General features: G+C 37.4%; 14 protein-coding genes, 1 pseudogene and 1 other annotated feature. Of the genes and pseudogenes, 10 read left to right on the forward strand and 5 right to left on the reverse strand.

The window, feature by feature from the left end:
* The first annotated feature begins 293 nt into the window (after positions 1-293).
* The 4 genes from mgrA to JOD14_RS11885 all read left to right on the forward strand — a co-directional run bounded on the left by mgrA (position 294) and on the right by JOD14_RS11885 (position 3,586).
* Positions 294-1,283, forward strand: coding sequence for an L-glyceraldehyde 3-phosphate reductase (gene mgrA / locus JOD14_RS11870; protein WP_204654992.1), 990 nt, complete (start codon positions 294-296; stop codon positions 1,281-1,283).
* A gap of 20 nt (positions 1,284-1,303) precedes the next feature.
* The gene (locus JOD14_RS11875; protein WP_204655004.1) at positions 1,304-1,789 is read left to right on the forward strand and encodes a GNAT family N-acetyltransferase; all 486 of its coding nucleotides are present in this window, start codon (positions 1,304-1,306) and stop codon (positions 1,787-1,789) included.
* 98 nt (positions 1,790-1,887) lie between these two features.
* On the forward strand, positions 1,888-2,373 hold the full coding sequence (locus JOD14_RS11880; protein ID WP_338031695.1) for an RNA polymerase sigma factor: 486 nt from the start codon (positions 1,888-1,890) through the stop codon (positions 2,371-2,373).
* Complete coding sequence (locus JOD14_RS11885) at positions 2,363-3,586, forward strand: anti sigma factor C-terminal domain-containing protein (protein WP_204654993.1); 1,224 nt, start codon at positions 2,363-2,365, stop codon at positions 3,584-3,586. The genes JOD14_RS11880 and JOD14_RS11885 overlap by 11 nt, the downstream gene beginning before the upstream one ends.
* A gap of 45 nt (positions 3,587-3,631) precedes the next feature.
* On the opposite strand, the gene JOD14_RS11890 is transcribed toward JOD14_RS11885, so the two are convergent.
* The 3 genes from JOD14_RS11890 to licT all read right to left on the reverse strand — a co-directional run bounded on the left by JOD14_RS11890 (position 3,632) and on the right by licT (position 7,888).
* Entirely contained in the window at positions 3,632-5,041 is a 1,410-nt protein-coding gene (locus JOD14_RS11890; RefSeq protein WP_204654994.1) for a 6-phospho-beta-glucosidase, read from the reverse strand.
* Positions 5,042-5,063: 22 nt separating this feature from the next.
* Entirely contained in the window at positions 5,064-6,935 is a 1,872-nt protein-coding gene (locus JOD14_RS11895) for a beta-glucoside-specific PTS transporter subunit IIABC (RefSeq protein ID WP_204654995.1), read from the reverse strand.
* Between the two features lie 119 nt (positions 6,936-7,054).
* Positions 7,055-7,888 carry a BglG family transcription antiterminator LicT gene (gene licT, locus JOD14_RS11900; RefSeq protein WP_204654996.1) on the reverse strand — a complete coding sequence of 278 codons (834 nt, stop codon included), beginning with the start codon at positions 7,886-7,888 and terminating at the stop codon, positions 7,055-7,057.
* 353 nt (positions 7,889-8,241) lie between these two features.
* On the opposite strand from licT, the gene JOD14_RS11905 reads away from it, so the two are divergent.
* Complete coding sequence (locus JOD14_RS11905) at positions 8,242-10,953, forward strand: alpha-L-rhamnosidase (RefSeq protein WP_204654997.1); 2,712 nt, start codon at positions 8,242-8,244, stop codon at positions 10,951-10,953.
* 2 nt (positions 10,954-10,955) lie between these two features.
* Positions 10,956-12,131: an MFS transporter gene (locus JOD14_RS11910; RefSeq protein ID WP_204654998.1), complete on the forward strand. Its 1,176-nt coding sequence runs from the start codon at positions 10,956-10,958 to the stop codon at positions 12,129-12,131.
* Between the two features lie 23 nt (positions 12,132-12,154).
* On the opposite strand, the gene JOD14_RS11915 is transcribed toward JOD14_RS11910, so the two are convergent.
* The gene (locus JOD14_RS11915; RefSeq protein WP_204654999.1) at positions 12,155-13,165 is read right to left on the reverse strand and encodes an AraC family transcriptional regulator; all 1,011 of its coding nucleotides are present in this window, start codon (positions 13,163-13,165) and stop codon (positions 12,155-12,157) included.
* 82 nt (positions 13,166-13,247) lie between these two features.
* Between JOD14_RS11915 and JOD14_RS11920 the strand changes: the two genes are divergently transcribed.
* The 4 genes from JOD14_RS11920 to JOD14_RS11935 all read left to right on the forward strand — a co-directional run bounded on the left by JOD14_RS11920 (position 13,248) and on the right by JOD14_RS11935 (position 16,715).
* Positions 13,248-14,165: an ROK family protein gene (locus JOD14_RS11920; RefSeq protein WP_204655000.1), complete on the forward strand. Its 918-nt coding sequence runs from the start codon at positions 13,248-13,250 to the stop codon at positions 14,163-14,165.
* A 183-nt stretch (positions 14,166-14,348) separates the two neighbouring features.
* Positions 14,349-14,579 (forward strand) — a binding site (T-box leader).
* Between the two features lie 63 nt (positions 14,580-14,642).
* Complete coding sequence (locus JOD14_RS11925; protein ID WP_204655001.1) at positions 14,643-15,119, forward strand: S-ribosylhomocysteine lyase; 477 nt, start codon at positions 14,643-14,645, stop codon at positions 15,117-15,119.
* A gap of 41 nt (positions 15,120-15,160) precedes the next feature.
* Complete coding sequence (locus JOD14_RS11930) at positions 15,161-16,024, forward strand: MetQ/NlpA family ABC transporter substrate-binding protein (RefSeq protein WP_204655002.1); 864 nt, start codon at positions 15,161-15,163, stop codon at positions 16,022-16,024.
* Between the two features lies 1 nt (position 16,025).
* Entirely contained in the window at positions 16,026-16,715 is a 690-nt protein-coding gene (locus JOD14_RS11935; protein WP_204655003.1) for a 5'-methylthioadenosine/adenosylhomocysteine nucleosidase, read from the forward strand.
* 138 nt (positions 16,716-16,853) lie between these two features.
* On the opposite strand, the pseudogene JOD14_RS13295 reads toward JOD14_RS11935, so the two are convergent.
* Positions 16,854-16,997 (reverse strand): annotated as a pseudogene (locus tag JOD14_RS13295) (sugar O-acetyltransferase); the annotation flags it as partial.
* Positions 16,998-17,092: the final 95 nt, after the last annotated feature.

The raw sequence follows: 17,092 nt of genomic DNA on the forward strand, positions 1-17,092 counted from the left end.
CTGTTTTTTTGTTATACTTATCCATGCGTTAGTCCTTTTTTATTGGTCTTGGATAAGTCATCCTTGATTCAGTATAAAGGACTTTTTTGCGTCTGGATAGTAATAATAGCAATTTTTAGTGTGAAAAAATCTTTGCACCACTAGTGATAAAATACTAATTAAAACCGATAAATCGTTTGGCAAAATGGCATTTGATCAACTTTTCTTCTAATAAAGTGCTAAATTTTTTAATTCACTAGAAAACAATTGGCTGAAAGCGTATACTGAAAAGAAAAGGAAATGGGGTTATTTATTTGTATCAAGCACAAGAATCTCGGTATGAAAATATGCCTTATCGTAAGGTTGGTCATTCAGGGTTAAAGTTACCTGTGTTGTCACTGGGGTTATGGCATAATTTTGGTGATGTGGATGCCATTGCTAATCAAAAAGCGTTATTGTTTAAAGCTTTTGATAGTGGCATTACGCATTTTGATTTAGCAAACAATTATGGACCTCCCGCAGGATCGGCAGAAAAGAATTTTGGTCGTATTTTAAAAGAAGAGCTCGCTTCTTATCGCGATGAAATGATTATCTCAAGTAAAGCTGGTTATTATATGTGGCCGGGGCCTTATGGTGAGTGGGGTTCAAAGAAAAGTTTGGTAGCTAGTTGTGATCAAAGCTTAAAGCGGATGGGGCTAGACTATGTCGATATTTTTTATCATCACCGACCAGATCCCAATACACCACTGGAAGAAACCGCGCAAGCTCTTGATTTATTAGTGAAGCAAGGGAAAGCTTTATATGTGGGCATTTCAAATTATTCAGCAGCAGAAACACGTAAGATGACAGCGATTTTAAAAGAGCAAAAGACGCCTTTCATTATTCATCAACAACGGTATAGTTTGCTTGAACGTGCGCCTGAAGAAGAATTATACGAGGTATTGGCCCAAGAACAAATTGGTGCGATTACTTTTTCACCACTGGCACAAGGATTATTGACCGATCGGTATTTAAATGGCATTCCGCAAGATTCACGGGCAGCTAGCCAAAACAGTCCATTTTTATCAGCGGAACGTGTCGAAGAAACTTTAGCTCTTGTCAAACAACTCAATGATTTGGCACAAAATCGCGGACAGAGCTTAGCCGAAATGGCGATTGCTTGGATTTTACAACAAGAAGTGGTGAGTAGTGTGTTAATCGGTGCATCAAAAGTGAGTCAATTAGACGCCAATTTAAAAGCATTAGAGAATTTAGATTTTACAGCGGAGGAAAAAGCTGTAATCGATCAACTTACACTTCGTTAGAGTGAATAGAAAGAAGGAATATTTTGATAGCAATCAAACCAGTGACCAGTCCCGAAGAAATCCAAATCCTTGATCAAGTGATTCAAGAAATTTGGCCAGAAGTCTACACTAAAATCATTGGTGCAGATCAAGTTGCGTATATGTTGCGCACTTTTCAGTCAAAAGAAAATATTGAACAAGATTTAACACGAGGAATGCGTTATTTTTTATTAATGGACAATAACCAACCAGTCGGGTACACGGCTTATGTGGATAAACCCGATGAAATTTATCTTAGTAAACTATACTTACATAAAAAAGTTCGCGGTAAAGGTTATGGCAGCCAAGTTTTTCAGTGGTACGAAAGCTCGGCGAGTGGTAAAACGTTACGTTTAAATGTTAATAAATACAATGAACAAGCCATTGCCGTCTATGAAGCACGCGGATTTGAACGTATCGAAGCTTGCCAAATTGATATTGGCGAAGGTTATATTATGGATGACTTTGTTTATGAAAAGGTCTTTTAAACAGGTGCTAAAAAACTGAGGGAAAATTAAAAATCCTTCAGTTTTTTTGTGACATTTTTGTTTTCGAAACGTTTAATGGGTGAAAGGGGGAGAAAAGCGTGCAAGGAAAAATACTGGAACAGCTTTACGAAAATTATGCAAAAGAATTGACGATTTATGCTTATAGCTTAACGAAACAAATGAGCGAAGCCGAAAGCTTAGTCAGTGATGCTTTTTTTCAATTGTCATGCCAAGAAAATCCTCCTCCAGCAATTAAATTTTGGTTGTTTCGAGTTGTGAAAAATCATTTTATTGATCAACAAAGAAAGAAGAGGCGGTGGAGATGGGTGCCGTTTTCTTCCCAGCAATCCGATGAAAAGCCGAATCCAAGCGAACAATTATTGCAAAAGGAAAGCCAGCAACAATTGCACCAAGCCATTGCACAATTAAAAGCACCTTACCAAGAAGTATTAATTTTGTTTTATTTTATCGACTGGCCGGTTCAAGTGATCGCAGAATATTTAAATTATAGTAATGGGCAAGTTCGGACTATTTTATATCGTGGGCGAAAAAAGTTAAAGGAGGTATTGAGTGATGAAAAATAATTGGCAAGAAGTAGCAGAAAGAATAAAAAATAAAACAGCGACACCAGAAGAACAACAAGCTTTTGAAGAAAAATGTGCAGAGTATCAATGGTTTCAAGAATATTTATTTGATGAAGACTGGCCAGATTTTTTGTCTGATCAAGAATCAATAAAAGAAGACGCTCTTTTTTATAAAAAAATAAAAAATCAGACACGTAATAAGCTCCTCCGTTTGATTCTTTTTATTTTAGTCAGTTTGTTTGTTTTAGGTGGTCTTGGCATTTGGGGATTTCATAAATGGGAAGAATATTATTATTTTGATGCAACAGCAACAATGCCTGAAAGTAAAATCCCTGATCTAATGACTTATGAATTATTATACGATGAGCTGTTTTTCCCTGATTTTCAATTGCGAAGTGGGCAAATAAAAGAAATCGGTTCGGCTGAATATCAAATTCATTATCAATATCAAAAACGATACCAAGAGACGAGTCAATCGCTCGAGCATAGCTATCAAATTGTGCGAAATGGTTTCCAACATCTTGGTGAAATGAATCCTGCTTTTACGCAAAGTACTTATCCTATGTTTTTAGCTGCTTATGAAAGTGAGAGTATGAGGGAAATGGCGAAAACACTACAAGAAAAAAACCTCGAAAAAATAACAGGATTACCGCAAAGTAGCAGTGTCTATGGATTTTTGACTTTCAAAGAGCCATTAAGTATGACGCAAATCTTTGAACAATTTGGTCTATCGGGTTGGTTATCAACAGAAGAAGCGACCATTCATTGGTTATCGGTTAAAAACAAAGCGACTTTTCAAGACCAAAACCAGGCATCAATGCGGATGATGGGGATGGATATGGGCGAAGGGGGTCTCTCTTTTCAATTTGAAAACACCGCCTATACCAAGCTTAATCAACAGTACCCCAAGCTATTTCCCCAAGCTTTTGTGAATAGTAAGCCTGCCGATACGCCGGAAGATTATGAACAACATTTTCAATCGTTATTAAACTATTTAATTGATCAAGCAGCGATGCTCAATTATGTTTCACTTCAATTAAATGGTGCAAAAGAAGAGTTTGAAGCCGCTTTGCAATATGTCCAAACAAATGGCGTGAAAATTGACGGCTTGTATTTCTCAGCCGGTCGCGATAAATTTTTAGAGCTAGCACAAAATCCGTTTGTGCTTACAACAGAAGTTTTTGAGACGACGTTGTTTAGTCAGCGATACTAAAAAAATCCCTCTATCAGATGCGATAGGGGGATTTGAATTGAAAATTTAACGTTCCAATGAACCGCCATTGCTTTCAATGACTTGTTGGTACCAATAAAAACTTTTTTTCTTATAGCGGTTCAACGTGCCTGAACCGTCTTGTTGCCGATCAACGTAAATCATACCATAACGTTTTTTAATTTCAGCAGTCGTAAAGCTGACTAAATCAATACAACCCCATGAAGTATACCCCATGATTTCCACCCCATCTTTTAAAGCTTCTTCCACTTGAACTAGATGATCGTTCATGTATTGAATTCGGTAATCATCGAGGACCGTTTTTGTTCCGTCTTCGAGTTCAACGAGTTTATCGACAGCACCTAAGCCATTTTCTACGATAAAGACCGGTTTTTGGTAGCGATCATATAACGTATTTAAATAATAACGCAAACCTTTTGGATCAATTTGCCAACCCCAATCACTCGCTTTTAAGTAAGGATTTGGTACGCCTCCAATGATATTGCCTTCACCCGCTGCTACATTAGGGTCGGCCGATTCACAAATACTCATATAATAACTAAATGAAATGAAATCAACCGTGTGTCTTAAATCTGCTAAATCTTGTTCCGTAATCTCTAGCTGGATATTATTTTCTGCAAATAATCGTTTCGTGTAACTTGGGTAGTAACCACGTACTTGAATATCGGAGAAGTAATAATTGTCGCGTTCCGTTTCAAGGGATTTTAAGACATCTTCTGGTTTAGGTGTTAACGGATAAACGGGCACCCCTAAAATCATGCAACCAATTTTGGCGTCTGGTAACAATTCGTGACAAGCTTGTACCGCACGCGCACTCGCGACAAGCTCATGGTGAATCGCTTGATAAATATCTTGTTTTGTCAATTCTTCTTTCGGTGTGTTGATCCCTCCACTTAAGAAAGGCACGTGGCTAATGGAATTAATTTCATTAAAAGTTAACCAATATTTGACTTTTCCTTGGTAACGTTTAAAAACGGTCCGCGCATAATGTTCAAAAAAACCAATTACTTGACGATTACGCCAGCCATCGTAAGTCCGAGTCAAATGTAGTGGCATCTCATAATGCGAAAGGGTCACTAAAGGTTCAATGCCATATTTCAAACACTCATCAAAAACCTTGTCATAAAAAGCTAGTCCCGCTTCATTGGGTTCTTTTTCATCACCATTTGGGAAAATTCGTGCCCAAGCAATCGACATCCGAAAGACTTTAAAACCCATCTCAGCAAATAGAGCAATGTCTTCTTTGTAGCGATGATAAAAATCAATCGCTACTAATTTTAAATTGTCTTCTGTCGGTTCTTCTGTTGGTGCCTCTAACCATCCTTTGCGTGTCACGTCTTGTCCGGTTAAGCCTTTGCCATCTTCATTGTAGGCCCCTTCTAATTGATTGGCAGCTGTTGCGCCACCCCATAAAAAATCTTTTGGAAAATGACTCACTGTTTTTTTTGCTCCTCTCTTTTTAAACTACATAAATCAAAGCATCTTGAAAATCCGCTTGTTCTAAGTCTTCTTTTGCAACGACCTCAATATATTGATCCGTATTCGTAATAATAATCGGTGTGACCGTATCGTACCCGGCTGCTTTGATTGCAGCAAAGTCCGCTTTTAGTAAAGGTTCGCCTTGCTTAATTTTTTGATCAGCAGTAACGAACGTTTCAAAGTGAAGGCCATTTAATTCCACGGTATCAATACCAACATGAATTAAAACTTCAATGCCACTATCACTTGTTAAACCAATTGCGTGTTTCGTTGGGAAAACGGCAGTTACCGTTCCATCAAATGGCGCAACGATTAAATCATTTTCGGGTAAAATCGCAATGCCTTCACCCATCATTTTTGTCGAAAAAACAGCATCGTTCACTTGATCTAAGGGCACGATTTTTCCTTGAAGTGGCGCACTTACTTTTTTAGGGTCACTACTACCTGAAGGCAACGTTGTGTCTTGGGTATCTGTTTCACCAATAGTATTTATTTTTGTTTTTACGGGCTCTTCTTTCCATAAAATCCAAGTGAAAATAAATGTTAAAATAATGGATGCAAAGGCTACGATTATCGCATTAATGATATTGCTATTGCCGGTGCTACCAATAAATTGAGGTAAAGCAACCAGTGATGGGACCGCAAAGGCATACGACTCTAAACCAGAAATCCCAACGTAAATTCCAGAAATTCCGCCTGCGATCATCGCTGCATATAACGGGGTTTTATATTTTAATGTAATTCCATATAAAGCAGGCTCCGTTACTCCGGCTACAAGAGCAGAAATCCCAGCAGCTAAACCAATTTGTTTGGTATTAGGATTTTTTGCTTTGAAAGAAACAGCTAAAGCAGCTGCCCCTTGCGCCAAGTTAGCCGCTAGCATCGCAGGTAACATTAATACGTCTGGTGTGGCAGGGGAAGCAATTAAAAAGAGTGGTGCAAATGCCCAGTGCATCCCAGTCATGACAATTAAAGGCATAAAGGCACTGAGTAAACCAAGCGCTAACCAACCCGCTTTCGTTTGTGTCCAAACAACGATGGTCGACAATCCTTCACCAGCAAAAATACCTAATGGACCAACAACGACTAACGCAATGAGCCCAGAAACAAGTAAGACAAGTAACGGTTGCATAAAGGTTTTCATAACAGCTGGGATAATTTTATTGAAGAAGTTTTCAATATACTGCATTAACCAAACCATGATTAAAATCGGAATAACAGAAGAAGCGTAAGAAGCTAAAGTAACTGGTAAACCAAAAAAAGCAAGTGGTGAACCATCGGCAACTAGAGCAGTAAAATCAGGATGCAACATAATACCGGCAACGGAAACCGCTAGCATTGGCGTCACACCAAATTTTTGGGCCGCAGTATAAGCTAACATAATTGGGATAAAGTAAAAAGGCGCATCCCCAAAAAAAGTTAAGACAGCATACGTTTGAGATTCGGTGCTAAGCAAGTGAATAAGTGGTAACACGATTAACAAAACTTTAATCATCCCACCTGCTAACATTGCTGGAACAACTGGTGCCATCGAACTAGAAATGACATCAACAATAAATGCCAAAACATTTTTCTTTTGCGTTTCTTTTTCCTCTGATACCTGGTCAAAATTACCTAGCTTTACAAACGCTCGATAGTAATTGTTGACGTCATTTCCCATAATAATTTGATACTGGCCAGCTTTACGCATCACGCCCATCACGCCAGGAATCTCTTTCATTGCTTCATCATCAATCAGTGATTCATCTTTTATTTTTAAGCGTAAACGCGTCACACAGTGGGTAGCGGATTGAACATTCTTAGCCCCACCGAGTTGTTGTAAAATTTCTTCGGCTGTTTTTTTGTAATCCATGTTTGATTCCTCCATTTTCTTGATTAAAAAAATAAAAGACCTAAAACTTGCCAGTAAGATTCCTTTAATGGCAAACTTTAGGTCATGCTCCGTTAAGGATAACAATCCTATTTGTTTTGTTATAAATTTTTGGTAATGCGACGAATATGCGCCGTTAAATAAAGTAATTCCGTTGACTGCAATTCGTATTGGTAATTGGCTTGTACGTATTCACCAATCTTGCGTGCACAAGCATATTCAGAAGGGTATTTATTCTTTAAAATGGTGAGCAACTCATCGTCCTCATCGTCATAATGCTCGCCTTTTAATAACCGTTGTGCAAAAAATTTGACGTGCGTAATAAAGCGGTAATAATCCAGTGAAGCTTCATCAAATTCGGTTCGATAATAAGTTTTAATGACCTCTTCAATTCCCTTGGTGATTTCTGCAATCTCATAAGCCAAATTATCTTTTTGCTCTAGTTGTGCATTGACAAAGTGAAGAGCAATGAAAGCTGCTTCATCAATTTCAAATGTGACACCTAAATCTTTTTTGACAATGTCTATTGCCTTTTCCCCAACAGCATATTCATCACTATAAAAGCGCGCGATATCCCAGCGTAGAGGGTTCTTTAAGACAATTCCTTCTTGGTAACGTAAAATTGCTGAATGGATATGGTCTGTTAAATTGACATAAATAATTTCATTTAGATTTTTCCCCAATTTAATTTTCCCAAAGTTAATAATTTTTTCAGCAACGAGCACATGCTCCAGTGGCACATTTAATAAAAGCTCGGTAAATTTATTTTGTGTGCCTTTATCTTTTAGTAAAAACGTCTTTTCAACTAAAGCAATATCCAGCACTTCGCCTTTTTTCTTACCAAAGGCGACTCCTTTTCCCATCAATAACACGTCAACTCCTTGACTATTCGTCGAAATGACCGTGTTATTATTTAATACGCGTTTTATGATCATAAAATTTTAACCCCTTACCTAGAAATAACCGCTAGAAAGACAAAAAAAGGCCATTCACAAACACAATCATTCCATTGTGTGGTAAATAGGTCCTGCTCACAGTGTGATAACATCCAGTATCATTTAATTAAGGTATGATTGCCTGCTTACCCGAAGTAATAACACCAATCAACAATGAAAAGGTTATCATGGAAAGAGTAAGATGTCAAATGAAAAGATAAATAAAAACGAAGCAATAATTATGATGCTTTCAATATCTGTAAATAGTTCAATAATAATCCGGATAAAGTGCATTGTATCCGTTTTATTTTCCTCGTAAGATAAAGGAGAACAAACAACTGAGGAGGAAGAATATGAAAATTACGCGCCTTTTAATCAATCACATGCAGCAACCAATTGGGATTTCGGATAAAGAATTGACTTTTACATGGCTAATTGAAAGCGATATCCGTAACACTAAACAAAAACGTTATGATTTACAAGTAGCGTTAGATGATCAATTTGAGCAAGTCATTTGGCATCAAAATGAATGGAGTCAACAATCGACCAATTTAGCGTATCAAGGACCGGATTTAGTTGCGAAGACCATTTACTTTGTACGGGTAAAAGTAGAAGACTTTGCTGGAAATGAAAGCGTTTGGAGTGAAACAGCAACTTTTGAAACCGGCTTACTAGATTCAGACCAGTGGAAAGGGCAATGGGTGACAACAGCTAATCAGGTGATCAATCAAAAAGACCAATCTTTTAAACCTTTTACAGGATTAAAATACTTTTCAGTCGATAAACCAGTAAAAAAAGCCCGTTTGTATGTGAGTGCTTATGGAATTTACAGCGCTTATTTGAATCAAGAAAAAATTGGGGCAGATTATTTTACTCCTGGGTGGACCGATTATCATCGACGATTACAATATCAAACTTATGACATTACCGAAGCTTTAGCGTTTGAAAATACCTTAACAGTCACAGTTGCGGAAGGTTGGTATAGTGGTTATTTAGGTTGGGAAAAGAAAAAAGATACTTATGGCAATTTTAATGCCTTCATTGCTCAAATTGAAATTGAGTATGAAGACGGCGAGCAAGCTATTTATGGCAGTGATGGATCATGGAGTGAACTTTCTAACCACTGGTTAAAAGCAGACTTATATAATGGCGAAATACAAGATTTAACGCACCAAAGCCAAACTTTAGCCCCGTTACAAGTCGTTTCAATGACAAAAGAGGTGTTAATTCCACAAATAAATGAACCCGTTCAAAAGCAAGAAGAAATTCAGCCAGTGGCTTTATTCAAAGATCCAGCGGGACGTCTGATTCTTGATTTAGGCCAAAACATGGTTGGTTGGGTCAAATGTCGAGTGCAAGGAGAAGCCGGGCAAATGGTGACCCTTGTTCATGGTGAGATTTTGGATAAAGATGGGAATTTTTATCGTGACAATATCCGTGATGCACAGCAAAAAGATCAATTTATTTTAACGGGAGAAATCGATACATTAGAGCCGAATTTTACCTTTCATGGTTTCCGCTATGTCGAATTAATCAATTTTCCAGAGACCATTAAAAAGGAAGATTTTGTCGGTATTGTGTTGCATTCGGCAATGCCAGAAACAGGTTATTTTGAAACATCAGACCCATTACTGAATCAGCTACAGCACAATATTTTATGGGGCCAAAAGGGGAATTTCTTAGATGTACCAACAGACTGCCCACAACGAGATGAACGTTTAGGCTGGACGGCAGATGCGCAAATTTTCTTCCCAACGGCAAGCTTTAACATGAACACGTACAATTTTTTTAGAAAATGGTTAAAGGATTTACGCGATGCCCAATTAGAAAGCGGGGAAGTTCCGTTTGTTGTACCAGATGTTTTAAAAGGGGTATTTGCAAATAACGCTTCAAAAACTACCGCAGTTTGGGGCGATGCCGCAACAATTATTCCGTGGGAAATGTACCAACGTTTTGGTGATAAAGCGATTTTACAAGAGAATTATGAAACGATGAAACGATGGGTGGACTATATTTGTGGGCAAGGGGCCGAAGAATTTATCTGGGATACCGGTATGCAACTAGGTGATTGGTTGGCATTAGATGCAGAAGAAGGAAGTTTTTCAGGTGCAACCGATGAGGCTTTAATTGCGACGAGTTATTTTGCTTATTCAGCTGAAATTGTTGCAAAAACAGCAAAGGTTTTAGGAAAACACCAAGACTACAAAGTGTATCAACAAGTCCACGATAATGTAAAAGAAAAAATGCATGAAAGATTCTTCACGCCAGCAGGTCAATTGATTTCAGATACTCAAACCGCACATATTATCGTGTTGTTGTTCCACCTATATCCAATTGATGCAAAAGACAAATTAGTGCAACGTTTAATTGAATTGATTGAATTAAAAGAGAAGCATTTAGACACAGGCTTTGTTGGTAGTCCATACATTTGTCAAGTATTAGCTGAAAACGGGGCAATTGATTTAGCATATCATTTATTATTTAACCGTGATTTGCCTTCTTGGTTATATCAAGTTGAAAAAGGAGCAACCACTGTTTGGGAACATTGGGATGGGATTAAAGCAGATGGCTCATTTTGGGACGAGGGCATGAACTCTTTTAACCACTACGCTTATGGTTCAATCGGCGCTTGGATGTACGAAACCATTGGCGGAATCAAACCAAAAACACCCGGTTACCAACAATCTATTATTGCACCGAAATTAAATCAACAATTAACACAAGCAACAACACGCTTTAAGACGTTATATGGTGACTTAGAAAGTGCGTGGTCAGTGAAAGATAATGAATTAACTTTCGCCGTAAAAGTTCCAGCGAATACGGAAGCCGAAATAGTGTTGCCAAAAGTTTCTAATCTTATGCTTGTTCAAAGAGAAATTGAAGCAAGTTGGCAACCAATACATGTTGGAGAACAAACCGGAGAAAGCATCGTTGATTTAGGTATTGCAAGATTTAAGGTACATCAAGAATTATCGAAACCGGTTCATTGTCAAAAAGATGAATTACTTGTTTTTGTTGGATCTGGTCAGTATGAAATTACTTATCAACTAGGAAATGAGGCATAAAGATGAAAAATAAAGGTTTTTTATTTAAATTATCACTATTATCAATTTCTTTGTTATTAACATCGGCCAATGCGATTTCGATGACGATTCCACAAATTCAAGCGGCTTTTCCTAATATTAGTGCCACTACTGTTGAATCGTTAGTGACTATTCCTTCATTTACTATGATGGTTTTTGTTTTGTTAAGTGGTTTTATTTCTTCAAAAATAGGCAGTAAAAAAACAGTTTTAATCGGTTTGATTTTAACGTTAATTGGGGGAGTCATTCCCGTTTTTGCGCTTAATTTTACGACAATCTATTTTGCTCGTTTTATTTTTGGTGCAGGCTTAGGATGTTACAATTCACTAGCGGTTAGCTTGATTAATGATTTTTATGAAGGCGATGAAAAACAAGATTTGATTGGTTACCAAAGTGCGATGCAGAGCTTAGGCTCAAGTTTAGCAACTTTTATCGCAGGGATTTTAGCTGTTTTTAATTGGCAATATGCGTTTTCTGTTTACTTTTTAGCCATTCCAGTCATGGTGTTGTTTTATTTTGTCGTTCCAGAAACAAAACAAGTAACACAAAATACTCAAAAAGAAAAACAAAGAATGAATATGTCAACAATTTTTTATACATTGTTATTATTTACTTTGCTATCTTTAGCAATGATTGTTTTCACTAAAGTTGGTTCACTAGTCAGTGAGGCTGGGATGAGCAATTCTAATTTACTTGGTACAGCGCTATCGTTAATGACATTGGCGGGTTTTATTAGCGGCTTGTTGTACGGTAAAATTTATAAAGTATTTAAAACATTTACACCAGTAGTTGGCGGGGTCATTTCGACTTTAAGTTTCTTATTATTAGCCTTTGCTCCAAATATTTACGTGGTTAGTTTATCTGTTATTTTAATGGGATTTTGTCAGTCCTTATTTATTCCATATATCTTTGGGGCATTACTAAGTTCTGCACATGAGGGGTCACAAACACTAGCCATTTCGGTAGGAATGGTGGGTTCGAATTTAGGATCTTTTGCTTCTCCTTATTTAATAGCTTTTATCATGAATTTATTTGGCCGTAAAGATGCGAGTTTTGCTATTTTAATTGCAGGAATTGGGTTCTTAATTTTAACAGCTATTTTTTTCTTTGATATTGTCCGAAAAAAAGAACGAGTTCAACCGGATAAGGTCATTTCTTAAATGGAAAACTTGGGATAGTACATCTATCCCAAGCTTTTAGTTGTTAAGAGTTGCTTTCGTAATTTTTTTGGCGTGAGTTGGTATTTTTTCTTGATTTGTCGGTAGAAGTAACTAGTGGAATTAAAACCAGAAACTTCAGCGATTTCATCAATGGTGAGGTCTGAAGTTTTTAATAAGTCAGCAGCAACTAGCAATTTTTTTTCCAGGACAGTTTCTTGAAAGTTTTTGCCGGTCACTTTTTTTAAAGTATTGCTGATGTAATTACCACTATAATTAAAAACTTGTTCTAAATCTGACAAGGTAATTTCTAAATAATGTTTGTCGATATAATCTAAAACAGTCATAGAGTCTAATTTTGTATTTTGATTTTTTTGGCTTGTTACTTCACGATAAATTCGCATTAATTCAGATAAAATAAGTTGTAAGTATTGGCCGACAAATTTATCAGTTTCGGCTTCGTTTGACCAGTATTCACAAAGCATTAGCTGCACTTGTGTATGGATTTGAGGCGCTTTTTGGGTGTCAAATACCATATAATTATCGTGTATTGCTTGTTCGCTAAAGGCATCAGATAGGAACTTTCCAATTAAGCTTTGATCTTTTTCAAGTTGATATAAAAATAATGAAGAAAAAGTTTGATCGTTTAATAAAATATTGATTAAAATATCTTTTTCGCCAAGCGGTTCAATCGCATGGGCCACATCACGATCAAGTACGAAAAAAGAACCAGTTGATAAATGAACTTTTTTACCGTTGACATACTGAACACACTCACCGGCATAAACATAATTAATCTCGATAAAATCATGAAGATGCTCAACCATTGAGGCAAAGCGATTGTGTTTACTTAAATAGAGATTACTTTCTTTGAAGAAAGCACTTTTAGGAAAACGAATTTTACCACGATCTTTATCAAAAAAATTATTAATTTGATATAATTCATCAATATCGTTGAAACTCTCCCCTGTTTGATATTGTACCTGCTCAAAAATATTCGGTGTAAATAAAAAAGCATCTAAAGTTGAGATATCCATCTGAAGTAACCTCCCTAAAGTAAGTTCTATTAGCAATGTACCATAAAATTAGATAAATCACATAAGTAAGAAGGAAAAAGAAATGAAAAAATATTTAGCAATTGATATTGGTGGCAGTTTTGTCAAAATCTCTCAAATCGATCATTCTGGTAATATTTATAATCATAAAAAGGTAAAAACACCGACGTCACTTCTGGCTATGACCCAATTAATTGAAGAACTCGTGGAAGAATTAAATACGGAAATTAAAGGTGTGGGCATTAGTTGTCCTGGGCGCGTCGATATTCAAACCGGGACGGTGTATAACGGCGGAGCATTACCGTATTTACATGAATTCTCTTTTAAAAAATTAGTAGAAGAAAAGTATGACATCCCGTGTGCTGTTTGTAATGATGGAAAAGCCGCTGCTCTTTCTGAAATGTGGCTAGGCAACTTAAAAGGAATACCAAATGGGGCTGCGATTGTTTTGGGGACGGGTGTCGGTGGTGGTTTAGTTGGCAATGGTGAGATTTTACAAGGGAGCCATTTCCAAGCAGGAGAATTAAGCTTTATGCCTCGTCAGGCGCAAGGTGCTCAGACCGAAGAATTAATTGGTTTTACTGCTTCGGCGGTAGCCTTTGTTCAAAAAGCAGCACTTCTTCTTAAGTTAACTGATCTAGATGATGGAAAAAAAGTTTTTGCCGAAATTTTGACGGGGAAAAATGAAGCGTTACAAGCTCTATTTTCAACCTATTGTCGAGAAATCGGACATATTATTTTAAATTTACAAGCCATCTTAGATATTGAAAAAGTTGTAATTGGCGGTGGAATTAGTGCCCAACCAATTTTAATTGAAGAAATTAAAAAACAATACCAATTTTTAAGAAGTCAATCTGAAATGCTAGCAAGTAGTTTTGCACCAATCACAATTGAAAAATGCCGTTTTGGCAATGAAGCCAATCTTTTAGGAGCCATTTATCAGTTATTATTAAATTTAGAAAAAAATAAAAGACATGAGTGATTTTACTGAATATTTTTCACGAGAGTGCGCTCTTCCAATGAAATAAAGATTAAACTGTTTAAAAATCGTTTGACAGTATGAAAAGGCAACAAGTCGTGGCTATTTTGAAAACCATATTTAAAGCAAAACAAATCATTCCCCTTGACAAAAGCTTTGATTTTCGCTAAAGTGACTGTAATTTCATAGGAAACGTTGATGAGAAGAGTAGCATTGGATTTTGTTAAAAGAGACCTCGGCTTGGTGAAAAAGAGGAGCAAATGAATCTGTGAAGATGAACTCAGAGTTTTTCTTTTGGTTTACGCTAAAAGAACGCAACGCCTGCGTTAAAAGGCCAGGTTTTTTATGAACCGTTGAGGTGTCACTTTTTTTAGTGACATAAAATTGGGTGGTACCACGAAAATTTTCGTCCCTTTGTCGCAATCGCGCGGCAAAGGGGCGTTTTTTTATATTTTTTATCATTTGAAGGAGGAAGAAAGAATGGCAGAAGTTGAAAGTTTTACACTGGATCATACAAAGGTGAAGGCACCTTATGTTCGCTTAATAGCAGAAGAAAAAGGGGCAAAGGGTGATGTGATTGCCAATTATGATTTGCGTTTTTTACAACCAAATGAAAAAGAAATGCCAACGGGTGCGATTCATACGTTAGAGCATTTATTAGCCGATTTATTACGTGATCGCTTGGACGGGATTATTGATATTTCTCCATTTGGTTGTCGGACAGGTTTTCATTTAATCACGTGGGGCGTTTATCCACCGGCCATCGTTGCAAAAGCTTTAACGGAAGTGTTAACGATTATTGCTAACGAAACGGTGTGGGAAGACGTGCAAGGTGTCAGCATTGAAAGTTGTGGTAATTACCGCGACCATTCTTTATTTGGCGCCAAAGAATATTGCAAACTTGTTTTAGAAGCAGGGATTAGTGAAGATGCTTTTGAACGAAAAGTCGTAAAATAAACTTTCGTCTGGTTAACGAAAGAAAAAAGGAGACTGGAAAAATGAAAAATAAGGTGAAATATTTATGGTTAGCACTAAGCGTGGTTGCTTTAAGTGCGTGTGGTCAAAAAGCGAATTCTGATTCAGAAAAAGAAGTAGTAGAAAATGAAAAGGTAGTCGTGGCCTCGGTGGGTTCGGATGCGGAAATTTGGAAATTTATTGCCAGTTCTTCAGCCGCAAAAGAAGCTGGACTTGAAATTGAAGTCAAAGAAATTACGGGTGGTCCGATTACGAATCAAGCAACCGCAGATGGCGATGTTGATGCGAACGCCTTTCAATCGATTGGTTATCTTGAAAGTTTTAACGCAGACAACGTCATTCAACTTGCGCCAATCGCTGCGACTTATGTTGAACCAATGGGCATTTATTCGGATAAATTTGCCTCGATTGAAGAAATTAGTGAAGGCGTGACCGTTGCGTTAGCGGATAATCCGTCGAACACGACACGCGGCTTACGTCTTTTAGAAACGGCGGGACTCATTCAATTAAAAGCCGATTTTGACGATGGCGTTGGTACACCAGATGATGTGATTGAAAATCCTAAAAAGCTGCAATTTACTTTAATTGATGATTTAACCGGTCCACGGATTTTACCCGATGTAGACCTTGTCTTAATTGGCAATACCATTGCATTAGAAGGTGGGTTGAATGTTTTGCAAGATTCGATTTTCCATGAAGAAGCAGACACCGCTTTAAGAGCTACCGTTAATGTACTAGCAGTGAAAGCCGATCGAGCAAGTGAGGAAAAATTAATAAAATTGGGCGCACTTTATCATGACCCAGAAGTTCAAGCATTCGTGAACGAAAAATTTGATGGAACAAAAGTAGAAGTGAACACGGATATTGCAGATATTTGGGGGAATTAACGTGAAAATAGCAATCATCGCTGCCATGACAGAAGAGCTCGCTCCTTTTCGTAAGCATTACGCAAGTGAACAAATTTGGCAAAAAGGTAAAACGAGTATTGAAAAAGTCAACGAACAACTCTATCTCGTCGCCTCTGGTATTGGCAAGGCAAACGCGAGTGCGACGGCTGCTTGGCTGAATGAAAAAATCAAACCTGATTTAATCATTAATACTGGCACGACCGGTTCATTTTCAAGCGAGCTTGCTTTAGGAAGTGTCATTTGTAGCCAAGAATTTGTTTATAGTGACGTAGATGCGACTGGATTTGACTATGCTTTTGGTCAAGTCCCACAAATGCCGGCTCGTTATTTTGTTGCTTCTTCGTATTTAAAACTCGTTGAAAAAATCAGTCAAGAAAAGCGATTAAACGTTGCCTTTGGTACAATCGTCACAGCCGACTCTTTTATGAGTGATATCGAAGCGGTCGAAAAAATCAAAAAAAGATTTCCAACCGCACTTGGATCAGACATGGAGAGTTGCGCGATTGCCCAGGTTGCCGCGTTTTATAATATTCCTGTCTTAAACATTCGAGGCGTTTCGGATTATGTTGGGCAAAACGCACCTGACACGTTTGATGCGACAGTTGATCTTGCTTCTAACCAAGCGTTTGAAGTGGTGAGGGCTGTGGTGGATGTGGTTTTGGGGAAATAGCTAAACTACACTTTATAGTGAGGTATTTTGAAAGAACGAAATTGTCAAAAATCAGGCTACGTTTCAAAGGAGAAATGTGACCTGATTTTTGTGCTTTTTCGGCATCATACTTAAGCGAATCACGCTATCTGTTACAAGTTATTGCGTGAGATTTATTCTATCCGCCTCTGTTATTTCTCGAAGGACGCGACAAGGATTCCCAGCGGCAATCACATTGTCGGGAATTGATTTGGTGACCACACTACCTGCACCAATAATTGAATTTTTTCCAATACTTACCCCCACTAGTGGTGCAAAGATTTTTTCACACTAAAAATTGCTATTATTACTATTCAGACGCAAAAAAGTCCTTTATACTGAATCAAGGATGACTTATC

Source organism: Enterococcus lemanii (assembly GCF_016909125.1).
Classification (GTDB): domain Bacteria; phylum Bacillota; class Bacilli; order Lactobacillales; family Enterococcaceae; genus Enterococcus_I; species Enterococcus_I lemanii.